Raw genomic sequence first — 16,498 nt, forward strand, 5'->3', positions numbered from 1 at the left:
TAGGGCCCACCAGGCGTACGCGGGTGGGCCCTAAGTCACCGCTCCCCGGGTCAGGGTCAGTCTCCCGAGCTGAAGGCTGCGTCGAACGCTGCGGTGGGAGCGTCGAACAGGTTCGCCTTGACGAACGCCAGTGCCTCGGGGGCGCCGAGCAGGCGATCCATGCCGGCGTCCTCCCACTCGACCGAGATGGGGCCGTCGTAGCCGATCGTGTTGAGCATCCGGAAGCACGCCTCCCACGGCACATCGCCGCGGCCGGTCGACACGAAGTCCCACCCGCGCCGCGGGTCCGCCCACGGCAGGTGCGAACCGAGCCGGCCGTTGCGGCCGTTGCCGAGCTGCTTCTTCGCGTCCTTGCAGTCGACGTGGTAGATCCGGTCCTTGAAGTCCCAGAGGAAGCCGAGCGGGTCGAGGTCCTGCCAGATGAAGTGCGACGGGTCCCAGTTGAGCCCGAACGCCTCGCGGTGGCCGATCGCCTCGAGTGCCGCATGCGTCGTCCAGTAGTCGTACGCGATCTCGCTGGGGTGCACCTCGTGCGCGAACCGGACGCCCTCCTCGTCGAACACGTCGAGGATCGGGTTCCAGCGGTCGGCGAAGTCCTGATAGCCCGCGGCGACCATCTCCTCGGAGGCCGGCGGGAACATCGCGACGTACTTCCAGATCGCCGAGCCGGTGAAGCCGATGACGGTGTCGACGCCGAGCAGCTTTGCCGCTCGGGCGGTGTTCTTGAGCTCCTCGGCGGCTCGCTGGCGTACACCTTCGGGATCGCCGTCGCCCCAGATGCGCGGCGACAGGATGCCCTGGTGGCGCGCGTCGATCGGGTCGTCGCAGACCGCCTGGCCGGTCAGGTGGTTCGAGATCGCGTAGACCTTGAGCCCGTTCTTCTCCAGGATGTCGTGGCGGGTCTGGACGTAGCCGGGGTCCTCGACGGCAGCCCACGGATCGAAGTGGTCGCCCCAGCAGGCGATCTCGAGCCCGTCATAGCCCCAGTCGCCGGCGAGCTTGGCGACTTCCTCGAACGGCAGGTCGGCCCACTGCCCGGTGAACAACGTGATCGGTCGAGTCATGCGGATGCTCCTGTCGTGTGTGTCGTGCCGTCGGCCGCGCTCGCCTCGACTGCGGCGAGCACCCGCTGCACCGCGAGCCCGTCCGAGAACGAGGGAGCCGGCTCGGCGCCCTTGGCGATGTCGGTGACCAGGTCGACGACCTGATGCGTGAAACCGTGCTCATAGCCGAGACCGTGGCCCGGCGGCCACCAGGCGGCGATGTAGGGGTGGCTGGCCTCGGTCACCTGGATGCGGCGGAACCCCGCGACCGCAGGATCCTCGGTCGCATCGAACAGCTCGAGGACGTTCATGTCCTCGAAGTCGAACGCGAGCGACCCGCGCGTGCCGTTGACCTCGAGCCGCAGGGCGTTCTTGCGACCAGTGGCGAACCGGGTCGCCTCGAAGACGCCGATGGCACCGTCGGCGAAGCGGGCGGTGAAGGCGGCCGCGTCGTCGACGGTCACCGGGCCGCGCTCCGCGTCGGCGGTGGAGGTGCCCCCGAGCGTCGCGCTCTCGCCCGCGATCGGACGGGTCTTGACGAAGGTCTCCATCAGACCGCTCACCGAGGTGATCGATGAGCCGGTGACGAACTGCGCCATGTCGATGATGTGGGCTCCGATGTCCCCGAGCGCGCCGGAACCCGCCAGCGACTTGTCGAGCCGCCAGCTCAGTGGGGTGTTCTCGTCCGTCAGCCAGTCCTGGAGATATTGCCCCCGCACGTGGCGGATCGTGCCGATACGCCCCGACGCGACGAGCTGCCGGGCATATGACACGGCGGGCGTACGCCGGTAGGTGAAGCCGACCATCGCGCGTACGCCGTGCTTCGCGGCCTCGGTCGCTGCCGCCGCCATGGCTTCGGCCTCGGCGACGGTGTTGGCGAGGGGCTTCTCGCACAGGACGTGCTTGCCGGCCTCGAGCGCCGCGATCGCGATCTCGGCGTGCGTGTTGCCGGGCGTGCAGATGTCGATGACGTCGATGTCGTCCCGCGTCAGCAGCGCGCGCCAGTCGGTCTCGACGGACTCCCAGCCGAACCGGCGGGCCACGTCTCCAGCGGCATCCTCGTTGCGTCCGCAGATCGCCCGGAGCCTCGGATGGAGCGGGAGGTCGAAGAATGCGGGCGCGGTGCGCCAGGCCTGGGAGTGGGCGGCGCCCATGAAGGCGTAGCCGACCATGCCGATCCCGAGCTCGGTACGTGTGTCGGTCATGTCCCTGCTCTCGTGTGTGGTGGTCTCAGTGTGGCGTGGTGTGGTGCGGGGGCCCGCGGTGGAGGAGACCGCGGACCCCCGACCGATCAGGACTCGAAAGCCGACTTGATGTAGGTGTCGACGTTGTCCTTGGTCACGACCGGGGCGGCCAGCTTGAGCTGGCGCGGCACCTCGATCTCCGAGAGGTCCGACATCGACTTGCCCTGGACCAGCAGGCGAGCGAGCTTGATGCCGTCGGCAGCCTGGGTCGACGGGTAGATGACCGTCGCCTTGAGCACCGAGTTGTCGGCCTTGATGTCGCGCATGACGTTGGCCGATCCGGCGCCGCCGATCATGACGAACTCGTCGCGGTTGGCGTTCTTGATCGCCGCGAGCACACCGACACCCTGGTCGTCGTCGTGGTTCCACAGGTAGTCGATCTTCGGAGCAGCCTGCAGGAGGTTCGATGCAGCCTTCTCGCCCGACTCCACCGTGAACTCAGCAGCGGTGCGGTTGTTGACCTTGAGGCCGCACTTCTTGAGCGCGTCCGCGAAGCCGCGCGACCGGTCCTGCGTCAGGGGCAGCGAGTCGATGCCGGCGATCTCCGCCACGATCTTGCCCTTGGCACCCTTGGCGTCGTCACACACGAACGTGCCGGCGGAGACGCCCATGCCGTAGTTGTCACCCAGCACCGTGGTGCGGGCGGCGAACGGCGAGTTGAACTCACGGTCGACGTTGATCACGATGATCCCGGCATCCATCGCCTTGCGGGCCACGGCGGTCATGGCGGCACCGTCGAACGGCAGCAGCACGATCGCGTCGACCTTGTCGTTGATGAACGTCTCGACCTGCGAGATCTGGAGGTTCACGTCGTTCGTGCCCTCCGCGACCTTGAGGTCGACGTCGTCGTACTCCTTCGCCTGCGCGACCGCCGCCTTGGTGATCGCACCCATCCAGCCATGGTCGGCAGCAGGCGCCGAGAAGCCGATGACAACCTTCTCGCCGCTCTTGTCGTTGTCGGTGTTGCTCTTGGAGACGTTCGAGTTCGAGTCGTCGTCGCCGGAGCCGTTGGTGCAGGCACCGAGCACGAGCGTGGCGGCCGCGAATGCGCCCAGGAGGGCAAGGCCGCGACGACGACGGTGATGGATGGTGGACATGTGGACTCCTGTGGTGGTGGGGGCGGACAGGTTGGAGAAGTCAGGTCTTGCGGTTCGCGATGCGCTGCTGCAGGAGCACAGCGACCACGATGATCACGCCCTTGGCGACGTTCTGCGTCGACGTCGAGAGGTTGTTGAGCGTGAAGACGTTCGTGAGGGTCGTGAAGATCAGGACGCCGAAGAGCGTGCCGATCACGGTGCCGCGGCCGCCGCTGAGCAGCGTCCCGCCGATCACGACGGCGGCGATGGCGTCGAGCTCGAGAAGCGTGCCGTGCGTCGAAGAACCGGTCGTCGTACGCGACATCAGCATCACCGCGGCGATGCCACAGGTCGCGCCGAGCAGCGTGTAGAGGTAGACGGTGTGACGCTGCACCTTGATGCCGGCCAGTCGTGCTGCCTCGGGGTTGCCGCCGACGGCGAACGTGCGACGGCCGAAGGTGGTGCGGTTGAGCAGGAACCATCCGCCGAGCGTCACGAGCGCGAAGATGATGACGATGACCGGTATGCCGGCCGGCTCAGCGCCGAAGAAGTCGGTGAAGCCCTGGTTGGTGATGATCTGGGTCTTGCGGTCGGCGATGAGCTCGGCGAGGCCTCGCGCAGAGGCCAGCATCGCCAGCGTCGCGATGAAGGGGACGACCTTGCCGTACGCGATCAGCGCTCCGTTGACCAGTCCGCAACCCGCTCCGACGACCACCGCCGTGAACACCATGGCGATCCAGCCGATGTCATCGGCCATCGCCTGAGTGCCGGTCGTGGTCGCCCACACGGACGCCAGCGCGAGGATCGCGCCGACGGACAGGTCGATGCCGCCGCCGGTGATGACGAACGTCATGCCGATCGAGACGACGCCGAGCACCGCCGCAAGGCGCAGGATCGTCACCATGTTGTCGGTGCTGGCGAACCGGTCGCCGGCGGTGATGACGCCGACGACGCACAGCACGATCAGCGCGATGACCAGCCCGAGGTTGCGGGCCAACCCGAGGTTGCCGCCACGGTCACCACGAGACGGTGCGGCCTCGGGTGCGGGGACCGTCAACGACGGGTCGTCCTTCAGTGCGTCACTCATGCAACGTCGTCCTTCGTGTCGGTGGTCGAGTCGTGCTCGGCGAGGATCCGGTCGAGCACGCCGGAGGGGTCGATCGCATCGCTCGGGCCGTCATGGACCACGTGCCCGTCCGCGACGACGAGGACGCGGTCGGACAGGCCGAGGACCTCATCGATGTCGCTGGAGACGATCACCAGGGCGACGCCGGAGTCGGCGAGCTCGCGGATCAGCGTGTAGATCTCGGCGCGGGCGCCCACGTCGACGCCACGCGTGGGCTCGTCGAGCAGGAGCACCTTGCACGACCGCAGCAACCAGCGGGCGAGCACGACCTTCTGCTGGTTGCCACCCGAGAGCGTCCGGATGATGCGGTTGGGGTCGTCGGGGCGTACGTCGACGGACCGAGCCGCCTCCTGGGCGGCCCTGCGCTCCGCACCCTCGCGGGAGACGCCGTACTGCGCGAACCGGTCGAGGCTCGCGAGTGAGATGTTGCGGTAGACCGCGTCGTCGAGGACCAGCCCCTGGGACTTGCGCTCCTCAGGGCACAGGCCGAGGCCTGCAGCGACGGCGGCGGACACCGAGCCGTTGCGCAGCTTGCGCCCATCGACCCTGACCGAGCCGTGGTTGGCGCGGCGGGCGCCGTAGACGGTCTCGATGATCTCGCTGCGACCCGCGCCGACCAGTCCGGCGATGCCGACGATCTCCCCGGCGCGTACGCCGAAGGACACGTCCGAGAACTCGCCGTCGCGACTGATCCCGTCGACCTCCAGCAGTGCGGGCTCGTCGAGCAGCGGGGTCGTACGCCTGGGGAACACCGACGACACCGTGCGGCCGGTCATCAGGGTGATGAGCTCCGAGGTCGGGGTGTCCCGCGCGGGCAGGTCCGACGCGACGGTGCGGCCGTCCTTGAGCACCGTGAGCCGGTCGCCGATGCGGCGGATCTCCTCGAGCCGGTGCGAGATGTAGATGATCGCCGCGCCAGACGAGCGGAGGTCCTCGACGACCCGGAACAAGCCGTCGACCTCGTCGGGGTCGAGGACCGCGGAGGGCTCGTCCATCACGATGACGCGGGCGTTGCGCGACAACGCGCGAGCCATCGAGACGATCTGCTTGCCGGCGGCCGAGAGGCTGCCGACCTCGCGCGTCGGGCGGATCTCGGGATGCCCGAGCCGCTTGAGCAGCTCTCGCGCGGAGCGGTTCATGTCGCGGTCGCGGGTGACGCCACCGAGTGCGTTCTCGTGGCCGAGGTAGATGTTGTCGGCGACGCTCAGGCCGTCGATCAGGTCGAGCTCCTGGTAGATCGTGGCGATCCCGGTTGCCAGCGCCGCCTGGGGATCAGAGAACTCGACCGGCTCGCCGTCCCACAGGACAGTGCCCTCGTCGACGGTGTGCGCGCCCGACAGCACCTTGATCAGCGTGGACTTGCCGGCTCCGTTCTGGCCGAGGAGGCAGTGCACCTCCCCCGCTCGTACGACGAGATCGACGCCGTCGAGGGCACGTACGCCCGGGAACTCCTTGACGATGCCGCGCATCTCGAGCAGGGGATGTGACATGGCGGTGATGCTAGTCACACGTTTTGTCGTTCGTCAAGCAAAAGTATGATGTTGACGGACATACTTGGTTCACAACGGTTGCGAAAGGGGGCATGGTTTACTCATGGCCATGACTGTGCCCGCCGAGCTGCCGCCAACCCTGGCCGGCACAGGAGAGCTGTTCCAGCTGCTACGTGACGGGACCCCGCGAACGCGGGCCGAGCTCGCCCAGCTCTCGTCCTTGGCGAGGTCCACGGTGACGGCGCGCGTCGACGCGCTGCTGGCATCGGGCCTGCTCGCACCGGTCGGTGAAGCAGCCTCGACCGGCGGCCGTCCGCCGACCCGTTTTGCCCTCAATCACGACAACCGGGTCGTGCTGGCGATCGACCTCGGTGCCTCCCACGCCAGCGTCGCCGTCACGGACCTGGCAGGCCGGGTGCTCGAGGAGAAGACCGTGGCCAGCGACATCGCGGACGGCCCCGAGAAGGTGCTGGACCGGGTCACCACGATCGGGCTCAAGCTCCTCGACTCGATCGACCGACCTGTCAGCGATGTCGCGGGCGTGGGCATCGGCGTGCCCGGCCCGGTCGAGCATGCCACCGGGCGCCCCGCGAACCCGCCGATCATGCCCGGCTGGCACGACTTCGACATCCCTGCGCACCTCGGCAAGACGTTCGTCGGCCCGGTGCTCGTCGACAACGACGTCAACCTCATGGCGCTGGGCGAGTACGTCACGGTGTGGCAGTCTGCGCCCCACCTGCTGTTCGTCAAGGTCGCTACCGGCATCGGCGCCGGCATCGTGTCGGACGGCCGTCTCATGCGCGGGGCGCTCGGCTCGGCCGGCGACCTCGGGCATGTCCGAGTAGCCGGAGCGCGCGACGACGTGGTCTGCCGGTGCGGCAACATCGGCTGCCTCGAGGCGGTGGCTGCCGGTCCCGCAATCGCCGCGCGACTGCGCGAGCGCGGGCTTGACGTCGAGAGCTCGCAGGACGTCGTGGATGCCGTCGTGGCGGGGGAGATCGTCGCCCTCCAGGCCGTACGCGAAGCGGGCCGCGACCTGGGCACGGTCCTGGCCACCTGCGTCAACCTGCTCAACCCGTCGGTCATCGTGATCGGCGGCAAGCTCGCGGAGGCGGGGGAGTACCTCCTGGCCGGCGTGCGCGAGGTCGTCTACCAACGTTCGCTGCCGTTGGCGACGCACAACCTGCGCATCGTCAGCACCTCGGCGGCCAGCAAGGGCGGCATCCTCGGCGCGAGCGCGATGGTGCTCGACGCGGTCCTCGCGCCGCGTGCAGTCGACGACTACGTGGCGAGACACACTGCAGCCAAAACGGCGTAGGCGGCCGGGTCCAACGGTGGGTGGGTCCACCCACCTACACTCGATGGGTGATTCGATTCGACAAGGTCACCAAGACCTACCCCGGCCAGAAGCGCGCTGCGCTCGATGCCGTCGACCTGGAGATCGAGAAGGGCGAGTTCGTCTTCCTCGTCGGCTCCTCCGGTTCGGGCAAGTCGACGTTCCTGCGCCTGATCCTCCGTGAGGCCCGTCCAACGACCGGCCGTGTCTACGTCGCGGGCAAGGAGATCAACAAGCTCTCGAGCTGGAAGGTGCCCAAGCTGCGCCGCCAGGTCGGCACGGTGTTCCAGGATTTCCGGCTGCTGCCCAACAAGACCGTGACCGAGAATGTCGCCTTCGCGCTCCAGGTCATCGGCAAGTCGCGCAGCGAGATCAACAAGCTCGTCCCCGAGACGCTCGAGATGGTCGGGCTCGAGGGCAAGGGTCACCGCATGCCCGACGAGCTGTCCGGCGGCGAGCAGCAGCGCGTCGCCGTGGCGCGCGCGTTCGTCAACCGGCCGATGATCCTGATCGCCGACGAGCCGACCGGAAACCTCGATCCTGCGACCAGCGTCGGCATCATGAAGCTGCTCGACCGGATCAACCGCACCGACACCACCGTGGTCATGGCGACGCACGACTCGTCGATCGTCGACCAGATGCGCAAGCGGGTCATTGAGCTCGACAACGGACTCATCGTCCGTGACGAGGCCCGCGGCATCTACGGCTACCAGAACTAGGAGACGTCGATGCGAAGCACCTTGAGTGAACTGCGTCAAAGCCTGTCCCGCAACAAGTCCATGACGATCTCGCTGGTCGTGACCATGACCGTTTCTCTCCTCCTGGTCGCGCTCGGTCTGCTGATCCAGAGCCAGGCGGAACGTACCGAGAAGTACTTCGGCTCCAAGCTCCAGCTGCAGGTCAACCTGTGCACCAAGAACTCGCCGAGCTCCAACTGCATCGGCGGCGTCGCAACGGATGACCAGAAGACTGCCGTGCAGCAGGCGCTCAAGGAGAACCCCGAGGTCAAGTCCTTCGATGTCCGGACGCCCAGCGACAACTACGAGCGGGCCCGGGCGCTCCTCGGCCAGTCCGACACCGGTCGCAAGCAGCTGGAGACGCTGGGCCCGGAGTCGTTCCCGGAGTCCTACTTCGTGACCCTCAAGGATGCCGACAAGTACGACGGCGTCGTCAGTCAGGTCTCGGGCATGGACGGGGTCGGCAACGTCAACTCGCTGAAGAAGCTGCTTGGACCGCTGTTCGACTTCCTCAACAACATGAAGTGGGCATCGATCGGTGTCGCGCTCCTGCTGATCGTCGCGGCGATCCTGCAGGTCTCCAACACCGTCCGCATGACCGCGTACGCCCGACGGCGCGAGATCGGCATCATGCGGCTCGTCGGCGCGTCGAGCTGGCACATCCAGCTGCCGTTCGTCCTCGAGTCGCTGATCGCAGCGCTGCTCTCGGCGGCGCTGGCAGCCGCCGGGCTCGCCGCCTTCATGTACTTCGTCGTCTACCAGTACCTGAGACACACTCTCGGGTCGCTCACGACCTGGGTCGGCTGGCACGAAGCGTTGATCGTCGTTGGATGGACGACGGCGCTCGCCATGCTGCTCGCCCTCATCCCGACCCTGGTCATGACGCGCAAGTACCTCGACGTCTAGGCCAGCCTGAGCCACTCCCGGGAAGCAAAATGCTTCTTCGTGTGACTGATGTGACGTATGGTGCGGGGAGACAACCGACACGTCCTCCCGCGGGAGGATCCTTCCCCCAAGGTCGAGGTCATGTTTTTCACCACCCGCAAGGCGACGATGGCGATGCTGCTGGTTGCAGCACTGATCGCCGCTTTGACGACGCCATCGTTCGCTGACAAGAGGGACGACCTCGAGAAGCAGAAGAAGGGCGTCAGCGGCAAGATCGGTGACGCCAAGAAGGATCTCGAGCTCTCGACGAAGAAGTACGCCAACGCCGTCGCCGCGCTCAAGAAGGCACAGGGCAAGCTCGATGTCGCCCAGTCGAAGCTCAATGACACGCGGGGCGCGCTGGCAACTGCCAAGGCGCGGGATGCGCAGATGCAGGCCAAGCTCGTGTCGACCGAGGCCGAGCTCGACGCCGCCGTGGCCCGGCTCGGCCAGGGCCGCGCGGAGCTGCGCGATGCCGAGGCGAAGGTCGAGCAGTTCGCGGTCGAGAACATCGAACAGGGCGACCCGGGGATGCGCGCGTTCAGCAGCCTCCTGCAGGGCGAGGACCCCAACCAGTTCTCCGAGCAGATGAGCCTCAACGATGCGGTGAGCGATGGCCAGCTCGCGACGATGCAGAAGCTCGCCGCCACGCGAGTGATCCTCGAGGTCAACCGCGCCCGCGTGGAGAAGCTGCGCGACCAAGTCAAGGCACAGCGTGAGGCCGCGGCGGCCAACCTCGTCCGCAAGCAGCAGCTCGAGGCAGCCGCGGAGGACCAGGCTGCTGAAGTCGCCGAGCTCGTCGCCGTCCGGCAAGGCGCCCGCAACACCGCGGCGAAGCTCCGCGCGGAGGACAAGAAGCAGCTCGCATCGCTCGAGGCCGATCGCCGCAGCCTCGAGGCGAGGATCCGAGCGTTGACCCCCAAGCAGGTCCGAGATGCCGGCGGCGATGGCGGCGGCACCCTGTCCTACCCCGCCAACGGCCCGATCACCTCGCCGTACGGCATGCGGTTCCACCCGGTGCTGCACATCTGGAAGCTGCACGACGGGACCGACTTCGGCGTCCCGTGTGGCACGCCAGTGCACGCGGCGGCCGGCGGCCGAGTGCTGCAGACGTACTACAACGGCGGCTACGGCAACCGGATCATCCTCAACAACGGCCGGATGCGTGGCCAGAACATCGTGACGACGTACAACCACCTGACCCGCTGGACCGTCAGCCCGGGGCAGCACGTCAAGCGCGGCCAGACCATTGGCTACTCCGGCACGACCGGCTACTCGACCGGCTGCCACCTGCACTTCATGGTCATCGCCAACGGCTCGACCGTGAACCCCATGGGCTGGTTGTAGTAGGCCGGCGCGCTCCTTCGTCGCGCTCACTCCCACGGCTCGCTGGAGCTCGCCGTGGGCTGGCCCGCCGGGCTCCGCCCGGCCACATCTCACGTGAGAGCATGGTGACGTGGCTAAGGAAACCGGGCGCAAGCTCGTTGCGCAGAACAAGAAGGCGCGCCACGACTATCACATCGAAGACACCTTTGAGGCCGGCCTGGTCCTCACCGGCACCGAGGTGAAGTCGTTGCGTGCGGGTCGCGCATCCCTCGTTGACGGATTCGGCGAGATCGAGCGCGGGGAGGCGTGGCTGCTGCACGTCCACATCCCCGAGTACACGCAGGGCACCTGGACCAACCACGAGACCCGCCGGCGGCGCAAGATGCTGCTCAACCGGCAGGAGATCGACCGGATCGAGCGGCGTACGTCCGAGAAGGGCCTCACGATCATCCCGCTCTCGCTCTACTTCAAGGACGGCCGCGCGAAGGTCGAGATCGCGCTGGCCAAGGGCAAGAAGACGTACGACAAGCGACACGCGATTGCCGAGCGCGATGCGACCCGAGAGGCCGAACGCGACCTCGGACGCCGCCTCAAGGGCATGTAGCAGTGACCCTGGCGGACGCTGACCTGCCGGCATACGCCGCGGAGCTCGGAATCCCCGGCATCATCGACGTCCACACGCACTTCATGCCGCCGGCGATCCTCGCCAAGGTCTGGGCCTACTTCGACTCGGCGGGTCCCTTGCTCGGCCGGCCGTGGCCCGTGACGTACCGCGGCAGCGACGAGGAGCGGGTCGAGCAGCTGCGGGCGATGGGCGTCAGGAGGTTCTCGGCGCTGTCGTACGCCCACAAGCCGGGTATCGCCGAGTTCATGAACGACTGGACGCGTGAGTTCGCCGCGCGTACGCCCGACGCCCTGCACTGTGCGACGTTCTATCCCGAGCCCGAGGCGGCAACGTACGTGCCGAAGCTCATCGCGGACGGCATCGAGCTCTTCAAGGTCCACGTGCAGGTGGGGGACTTCGCCCCGAACGATCCGCTGCTCGAGCCGGTGTGGGGCGCGCTCGCCGACAGCGGAACGCCGATCGTGCTCCACGCCGGTTCGGGGCCGGCACCTGGAACGCACACCGGGCCGGCCCACGTCGCCGACGTCTTGTCGCGGCATCCGGACCTGGCGCTGATCATCGCCCACCTCGGCATGCCGGAGGTGTCGGAATTCCTCGACCTCGGTGAGGGTTACGCCAACGTGAGACTCGACACGACGATGACCTTCGTCGACTTCTGGGGACTGCCGGTTCCCGATGGCGTCGCGCCGCGACTGGCCGCGTTGCAGGACAAGATCCTGTTCGGCACCGACTTCCCCAACATCCCGTATGCGTACGCGCACCAGGTCGAGGCCCTCGAGCGGCTCGACCTCGGCGACGACTGGATGAGGAAGGTGCTCTGGCACAACGGGGCTGAGCTGTTCGGAGTTTCGGCATGAGACTTGCCAGTGCGCAGGGCAAGTGGCTCCTTGCCGCGATGATCCTCGGCTCCGGCATGGCATTCCTCGACGGCTCGATCGTCGGGCTCGCGCTGCCGGCGATCACCGAGGACCTCGGCGGCGGCTTGCCGGGCCAGCAGTGGACGGTCAACGCTTACACGCTGACGCTCGCCGCGTTGATCCTCGTCGGCGGCTCGCTCGGCGACCGGCTCGGCCGCCGCAAGGTGTTCGTGGTCGGCGTGACGTGGTTCGCGGCTGCGTCGGTGCTGTGCGCGCTGGCCCCGACGATCGAGGTGTTGGTCGCGGCTCGCGGCCTCCAAGGCGTCGGCGCGGCGCTCCTGACTCCCGGCAGCCTGGCCATCATCTCGGCGTCCTTCGTTCCTGAGGACCGCGGTCCGGCGATCGGCATATGGTCCGGGCTGGCCGGCGTGACGACCGCGATCGGGCCGCTGGTCGGCGGGTGGCTGGTCGACATGATCGGCTGGCGATCGATCTTCTGGATCAACGTACCGCTCGCCGCAGTGGTGGTTCTGCTGTCGATCAAGCACGTGCCCGAGACGACCGGGGAGCAGAAAAAGCTCGATCTCGGTGGCACGGCACTGACCGCGGTGGGCCTGGCACTGCTGACGTACGGGCTGGTCGAGCAGCAGTGGATGTGGTCGGCTGCCGGCGTGCTCGTGCTGGCAGCGTTCGTGATCCAGCAGAAGCTGACGCCGCACGCCATGGTGCCGCTCGAGCTGTTCGCGAACCGCGTGTTCACCGCGGCGAACATCTGCACGTTCGCGATCTACGGGGCGCTCTCTGCGTCTGGTTTCCTGTTGGTGCTCCAGCTGCAGTACGTTGCCGGCTTCTCGCCGCTGGAGGCGGGTCTCGCGACGATCCCGGCGACGATCCTCATGCTGCTGTTCTCGGCGAAGGCTGGCGCTGTCGGCACCAGGATCGGTCCGCGCTGGCCGATGACGTTCGGCCCGATCGTGGCCGCCGGTGGGCTGTTGCTCTGGCTCGGCATCGACGCGGACACCAACTTCTGGGTCGACGTGCTGCCCGGCGCGATCGTCTTCGGCATCGGTCTCACGATGCTCGTGGCCCCGCTGACGACGGCGGTGTTGGCGGCGGCCCCCGACATGCAGAGCGGTATTGCGTCGGGCATCAACAATGCCGTGGCCCGTACTGCGTCACTGCTGGCTGTCGCTGCAATCCCGCCGATCGCGGGCATCGCAGGCAGCGACTTCGCCGACCCAGACGTGTTCAGCCCGGGCTTCCGCATGGGCATGCTGATCTGTGTCGGGATGCTGGTGACCGCGGGCGTCTGCGCGGCCGCGCTGATCCACGGCCGCGTCGTCAGCCCGGAAGTGCTGCTGGCGGAGGAGTAGCCGGTTTCCCGGAATTCCTGAATCGGTCCGGCGGTTGTACAGGAGTAGGATGGTGACGTTGCTTCGGCAGCGTTTGAAAACTCAAGAGGGGCTGATCGGTTTCGACTAAGGTCGTTCGATTCAGGTGAAGCGGGTAGAGGATCCAGGGTTATCTCTTAAACGATCTCTGGAAACCAACAAGTGCCGATTCAAAGCGCACTGACTTCGCCCTCGCTGCTTAAGCGATAGGTGAAGGGCTGGCCCGGGGGCGTTCCCGCTCCGGATCGCCAGTCTCATTTAGGGGACTTGCTGATCACACGGCGTCGCAGCGTGTGATCGGGACTTTTCTGCGACTGGGCCTGTCGGCGACGCGTTCGTCCGAGCGTCGGGGCCGAGAAAAGCGATAGACGAACTGCACCCGGAGAAGCCCTGACTCAGCGCCATAGGACCCGGGTTCGATTCCCGGCAGCTCCACGAATGACAGAGCCCCGCTCGCCCCGGTTTTGGGCGAGCGGGGCTCTGTCATTCGTGAAAACAGCAGAGCAACTCAGCCCCTACAGCTCCGTTTCCGTCAGCGGCTCGGCCGAGCCCGCCAGGCGGATCTCGACGCTCCGGATCTTGTCCTTCCGGACGGCGCTGGAGGTGGTGAGCGATGCGGCCTTCGGGCTTGTCGCGACCCAGGTCGCGGCGATCGTCTCGCGGCCGGACGTGTCGGTGATGACCAGCTCGTAGACCCGGCTGGCGCTGTAACCGCCAGTGGCGAGGTAGTGGCAATTCCACTCCAAGCGCGTGCCCCATGCCTTCTTCTCGACGCGCAGGCTGGCCGTCATGATGCCCGGCTGCACCGAGCTCATCGCGACGAACTGACCCGAAGGCGTCGACGGCTCGTTCGCGGACCCCACGACGTACCCACCGATGCCGAGTCCCAGTGCTGCGGCGACTCCGGCGCCGGCGATCGCCAGGCGTACGCGACGTCGGCGGCGTACGGCCGCGGCGGCGAGTCGGGTCACCAGACCGTCGGAGGCCCGCTCGTCAACGGGCTCCGGATCGAGCAGCGCGACCGCCTCGTCCTTGCTCAAGGTCGCGAGGATGCCGGGCATGCCGGCGAGCTCCGCGACTGCGGCGGAGCAGGAGGCGCAGGTCGTCAGGTGCTGCTCGAACGCTCGCCGCTCATCGGGCCCGAGCAGGCCGAGGACGTAAGCCGCGTCCCAATCGTGGAACGGATCGTCGTTCATCGCGTGACACCTCTTTCCTGCATCGCGAGTCGAAGGGCGCGGAGCGCGTAGTGCACGCGTGACCGCACGGTGCCTTCCGGGATGCCCTCTTCGCGGGCGATCTCGGCGGCGGACCTGCCGAGGTAGTACGTGTTGACCACGGCATGGCGGTGCTCCGCCGACAATGACCGCAAAGCGTCGGACACGAGCCATCGGTCGAGCGTCGCGTCCGTGCCGTCCGTACGCGCGGTCTCCGGCACGCGCTCGCTCGTCACCTCGTGGAGGTGGCGTGCGCTGCGACGATCGTCGATCACGAGGTTGCGGGCCACCGTGTAGAGCCATGCGCGCGAGGCGGCGTCGCCCTGCTCGAGGATCGTGGGTCGTTTCCACGCCCGGAACAGCGCTTCCTGCACGACGTCCTGGGCGAGCGCCGGGTCGTACGTCAGCCGGGTCACATAGCGCAGGAGTGCAGGCGCGTGCGCGTCGTGCAGCGCACGCAACAGCTCGTCCTGGTCCTCGGGCATCGGTCCTCCAGGCCCTACAACGAGGAGCAGGGCCGATTCGTTCAGTTCTTCTCTCCATTGAACGCGCAACGGCGTGATCTCGTCTTGCTTGTAGGGGTATCCATCACAAGACTGAAGGAAGTTGATCGCCATGAGCCGCAGGCTGACACTCGCCATGGCCGGCACCTCGCTGGCCGTCCTCGCTCTGACCGCCTGCGGAGGCTCCGACTCGTCGGGCGAGGTCCCGGCCAAGGGATCGGACCTCGGCGCCTCCAAGAGCTCGCTGGGCACGATCGTCGTCGACGGCAAGGGCATGACCGCGTACGCCTTCGACAAGGACACCCCCGGATCCGGCAAGAGCGCGTGCACCGGCGAATGCGTGGAGGAGTGGCCGGCGATCACGTCATCCTCGGACAAGCCCAAGGTCGACGGGGTCACGGGCGAGGTCGGCACGATCACGGGTGCTGACGGTGCCAAGCAGGTCACGCTCGAGGGGATGCCGCTCTACACGTACCACGACGACAGCGACGTCGGGGACACCAACGGCCAGGGCAAGGAAGGCGGCATCTGGTGGGTCGTCTCGCCGGATGGCGAGAAGATCATGAAGAAGGCCGACTCCGGTGACACCGGTGGCGGTGGGGGCTACTGAGTCACTGCCGTTCACGCGGACCAGGCGCGGGCTGGGTCACGGACGTATCGTCGAGGCATGTCGACGTTCACTGATGCCCAGATCGAAGAAGCCCTCGACTCGTTGCCCGGCTGGTCGCAGGAGGGCGAGGCGATCGTCAAGACGTACGAGTTCGCGGACTTCCGCGCGGCGATCGACTTCATGGGCCGCGCCGCCCTGCCGATCGACGAGATGAACCACCACCCCGAGTGGACCAACGTCTACAACCGGGTCGACATCCGGCTCAGCAGCCACGACGTCGGCGGGGTGACCGGTCGTGACGTCCAGCTGGCGAACGTCCTCGAACGGGTCGCCGGGGCGATCGACTAGGCCCAGAGGTTCTCGCCGAACTCGAACCAGATCGCGGAGATCAGGGCGACGTACCAGAGGATGTTGATCAGCAGCGTCCAGTCGCCGACAAAGCGCGACACGGGGTTGTTGGGCGCGTATGCCCGAAGGTTGCGAGCCGTGACCCAGACGAAGATCGGGATCATCACGGCCCACACGACCATGCACCACGGGCACAGCTTGCCGATGTCGTAGATGCTCTGGGTCTGGAGCCAGGTCACGAAGCCGATGCCGAACAGCACGCCGGCCTGCAGCCCGGCCCACACGAAGGTCGGCAGCTTCACGCGGGCCAGCAGCAGCACGCCCAGGGTCACGACGACCGCGAAGCCAGCCACGCCGATGATCGGGTTGGGGAAGCCGAAGGCTGACGCCTGATCGGTGTTGATGACACCACCGCAGCTCACGAACGCGTTGAGGTCACAGCTCAGGTCCGTCGGCTTGCCGTCGGCCTTGTCCTGGAGGTAGTTGACCTTCTCGATGATGAGGATCGCCGCGGAGAGCAGCCCGATCGCGCCGCCGATCGTCAGCAGGAGGCCGAGCCCCCGGCTTCCCTGCGTGCCGTTGTCGGCGGTGTCGACGTCGTCGATCAGTTCGGTCATAACCGTGATCTTAAGGTCAGGCTGCAACTTT

17 protein-coding genes and 1 other RNA gene are annotated in these 16,498 nt (G+C 67.3%); 10 read left to right on the plus strand and 8 right to left on the minus strand.

What is annotated here, in order from left to right:
* Window positions 1-56 precede the first annotated feature (56 nt).
* The 5 genes from AC1DVU_RS08240 to AC1DVU_RS08260 all read right to left on the minus strand — a co-directional run bounded on the left by AC1DVU_RS08240 (window position 57) and on the right by AC1DVU_RS08260 (window position 5,979).
* Window positions 57-1,064: a sugar phosphate isomerase/epimerase family protein gene (locus AC1DVU_RS08240; RefSeq protein WP_476921956.1), complete on the minus strand. Its 1,008-nt coding sequence runs from the start codon at window positions 1,062-1,064 to the stop codon at window positions 57-59.
* Complete coding sequence (locus AC1DVU_RS08245; RefSeq protein ID WP_476921957.1) at window positions 1,061-2,248, minus strand: Gfo/Idh/MocA family protein; 1,188 nt, start codon at window positions 2,246-2,248, stop codon at window positions 1,061-1,063. The genes AC1DVU_RS08240 and AC1DVU_RS08245 overlap by 4 nt, the downstream gene beginning before the upstream one ends.
* Before the next feature lie 86 nt (window positions 2,249-2,334).
* Window positions 2,335-3,384 carry a substrate-binding domain-containing protein gene (locus AC1DVU_RS08250; RefSeq protein WP_476921958.1) on the minus strand — a complete coding sequence of 350 codons (1,050 nt, stop codon included), beginning with the start codon at window positions 3,382-3,384 and terminating at the stop codon, window positions 2,335-2,337.
* A gap of 40 nt (window positions 3,385-3,424) precedes the next feature.
* Window positions 3,425-4,450 carry an ABC transporter permease gene (locus AC1DVU_RS08255; protein ID WP_476921959.1) on the minus strand — a complete coding sequence of 342 codons (1,026 nt, stop codon included), beginning with the start codon at window positions 4,448-4,450 and terminating at the stop codon, window positions 3,425-3,427.
* Window positions 4,447-5,979, minus strand: coding sequence for a sugar ABC transporter ATP-binding protein (locus tag AC1DVU_RS08260; protein WP_476921960.1), 1,533 nt, complete (start codon window positions 5,977-5,979; stop codon window positions 4,447-4,449). The genes AC1DVU_RS08255 and AC1DVU_RS08260 overlap by 4 nt, the downstream gene beginning before the upstream one ends.
* 103 nt (window positions 5,980-6,082) lie before the next feature.
* Between AC1DVU_RS08260 and AC1DVU_RS08265 the strand changes: the two genes are divergently transcribed.
* The 8 genes from AC1DVU_RS08265 (at window position 6,083) to ssrA (ending at window position 13,613) form a co-directional block, all read left to right on the plus strand.
* Window positions 6,083-7,297, plus strand: coding sequence for an ROK family protein (locus AC1DVU_RS08265; protein WP_476921961.1), 1,215 nt, complete (start codon window positions 6,083-6,085; stop codon window positions 7,295-7,297).
* 47 nt (window positions 7,298-7,344) lie between these two features.
* Entirely contained in the window at window positions 7,345-8,034 is a 690-nt protein-coding gene (gene ftsE, locus AC1DVU_RS08270; RefSeq protein WP_159541280.1) for a cell division ATP-binding protein FtsE, read from the plus strand.
* A 9-nt stretch (window positions 8,035-8,043) separates the two neighbouring features.
* Window positions 8,044-8,958: a permease-like cell division protein FtsX gene (gene ftsX, locus AC1DVU_RS08275; RefSeq protein WP_476921962.1), complete on the plus strand. Its 915-nt coding sequence runs from the start codon at window positions 8,044-8,046 to the stop codon at window positions 8,956-8,958.
* A 120-nt stretch (window positions 8,959-9,078) separates the two neighbouring features.
* The gene (locus AC1DVU_RS08280; RefSeq protein ID WP_476921963.1) at window positions 9,079-10,323 is read left to right on the plus strand and encodes a peptidoglycan DD-metalloendopeptidase family protein; all 1,245 of its coding nucleotides are present in this window, start codon (window positions 9,079-9,081) and stop codon (window positions 10,321-10,323) included.
* 109 nt (window positions 10,324-10,432) lie between these two features.
* Window positions 10,433-10,906, plus strand: a complete 474-nt coding sequence (smpB, locus tag AC1DVU_RS08285) for an SsrA-binding protein SmpB (RefSeq protein ID WP_364634862.1) — start codon at window positions 10,433-10,435, stop codon at window positions 10,904-10,906.
* A 2-nt stretch (window positions 10,907-10,908) separates the two neighbouring features.
* Complete coding sequence (locus tag AC1DVU_RS08290; RefSeq protein ID WP_476921964.1) at window positions 10,909-11,784, plus strand: amidohydrolase family protein; 876 nt, start codon at window positions 10,909-10,911, stop codon at window positions 11,782-11,784.
* Entirely contained in the window at window positions 11,781-13,157 is a 1,377-nt protein-coding gene (locus AC1DVU_RS08295; RefSeq protein ID WP_476921965.1) for an MFS transporter, read from the plus strand. The genes AC1DVU_RS08290 and AC1DVU_RS08295 overlap by 4 nt, the downstream gene beginning before the upstream one ends.
* A gap of 87 nt (window positions 13,158-13,244) precedes the next feature.
* Window positions 13,245-13,613: a transfer-messenger RNA gene (gene ssrA, locus AC1DVU_RS08300) on the plus strand.
* Window positions 13,614-13,690: 77 nt separating this feature from the next.
* On the opposite strand, the gene AC1DVU_RS08305 is transcribed toward ssrA, so the two are convergent.
* Both AC1DVU_RS08305 and AC1DVU_RS08310 read right to left on the minus strand, forming a co-directional pair.
* Entirely contained in the window at window positions 13,691-14,371 is a 681-nt protein-coding gene (locus AC1DVU_RS08305) for an anti-sigma factor family protein (protein ID WP_476921966.1), read from the minus strand.
* Window positions 14,368-14,874, minus strand: a complete 507-nt coding sequence (locus AC1DVU_RS08310) for a sigma-70 family RNA polymerase sigma factor (RefSeq protein WP_476921967.1) — start codon at window positions 14,872-14,874, stop codon at window positions 14,368-14,370. Before AC1DVU_RS08310 ends, AC1DVU_RS08305 begins: the two co-directional genes overlap by 4 nt.
* A gap of 130 nt (window positions 14,875-15,004) precedes the next feature.
* On the opposite strand from AC1DVU_RS08310, the gene AC1DVU_RS08315 reads away from it, so the two are divergent.
* Together AC1DVU_RS08315 and AC1DVU_RS08320 are read left to right on the plus strand one after the other, a co-directional pair.
* Window positions 15,005-15,502 carry a COG4315 family predicted lipoprotein gene (locus tag AC1DVU_RS08315; RefSeq protein ID WP_476921968.1) on the plus strand — a complete coding sequence of 166 codons (498 nt, stop codon included), beginning with the start codon at window positions 15,005-15,007 and terminating at the stop codon, window positions 15,500-15,502.
* Between the two features lie 57 nt (window positions 15,503-15,559).
* Entirely contained in the window at window positions 15,560-15,850 is a 291-nt protein-coding gene (locus AC1DVU_RS08320; protein ID WP_476921969.1) for a 4a-hydroxytetrahydrobiopterin dehydratase, read from the plus strand.
* Here AC1DVU_RS08320 and AC1DVU_RS08325 read toward each other — a convergent pair.
* On the minus strand, window positions 15,847-16,467 hold the full coding sequence (locus tag AC1DVU_RS08325; protein WP_476921970.1) for a vitamin K epoxide reductase family protein: 621 nt from the start codon (window positions 16,465-16,467) through the stop codon (window positions 15,847-15,849). The genes AC1DVU_RS08320 and AC1DVU_RS08325 overlap by 4 nt on opposite strands.
* Window positions 16,468-16,498 lie beyond the last annotated feature (31 nt).

It is taken from the genome of Aeromicrobium sp. P2_G6 (assembly GCF_056403535.1).

Bases quoted from the DNA above. Each gene is read 5' to 3' on its own strand.
- AC1DVU_RS08325 (WP_476921970.1), bottom strand. From the start codon at position 16,467: ATGACCGAACTGATCGACGACGTCGACACCGCCGACAACGGCACGCAG.
- AC1DVU_RS08245 (WP_476921957.1), bottom strand. From the start codon at position 2,248: ATGACCGACACACGTACCGAGCTCGGGATCGGCATGGTCGGCTACGCC.
- AC1DVU_RS08260 (WP_476921960.1), bottom strand. From the start codon at position 5,979: ATGTCACATCCCCTGCTCGAGATGCGCGGCATCGTCAAGGAGTTCCCG.
- AC1DVU_RS08255 (WP_476921959.1), bottom strand. From the start codon at position 4,450: ATGAGTGACGCACTGAAGGACGACCCGTCGTTGACGGTCCCCGCACCC.
- AC1DVU_RS08280 (WP_476921963.1), top strand. From the start codon at position 9,079: ATGTTTTTCACCACCCGCAAGGCGACGATGGCGATGCTGCTGGTTGCA.
- AC1DVU_RS08310 (WP_476921967.1), bottom strand. From the start codon at position 14,874: ATGCCCGAGGACCAGGACGAGCTGTTGCGTGCGCTGCACGACGCGCAC.
- AC1DVU_RS08265 (WP_476921961.1), top strand. From the start codon at position 6,083: ATGGCCATGACTGTGCCCGCCGAGCTGCCGCCAACCCTGGCCGGCACA.
- AC1DVU_RS08315 (WP_476921968.1), top strand. From the start codon at position 15,005: ATGAGCCGCAGGCTGACACTCGCCATGGCCGGCACCTCGCTGGCCGTC.
- AC1DVU_RS08305 (WP_476921966.1), bottom strand. From the start codon at position 14,371: ATGAACGACGATCCGTTCCACGATTGGGACGCGGCTTACGTCCTCGGC.
- AC1DVU_RS08250 (WP_476921958.1), bottom strand. From the start codon at position 3,384: ATGTCCACCATCCATCACCGTCGTCGTCGCGGCCTTGCCCTCCTGGGC.
- AC1DVU_RS08295 (WP_476921965.1), top strand. From the start codon at position 11,781: ATGAGACTTGCCAGTGCGCAGGGCAAGTGGCTCCTTGCCGCGATGATC.
- AC1DVU_RS08240 (WP_476921956.1), bottom strand. From the start codon at position 1,064: ATGACTCGACCGATCACGTTGTTCACCGGGCAGTGGGCCGACCTGCCG.
- AC1DVU_RS08320 (WP_476921969.1), top strand. From the start codon at position 15,560: ATGTCGACGTTCACTGATGCCCAGATCGAAGAAGCCCTCGACTCGTTG.
- ftsX (WP_476921962.1), top strand. From the start codon at position 8,044: ATGCGAAGCACCTTGAGTGAACTGCGTCAAAGCCTGTCCCGCAACAAG.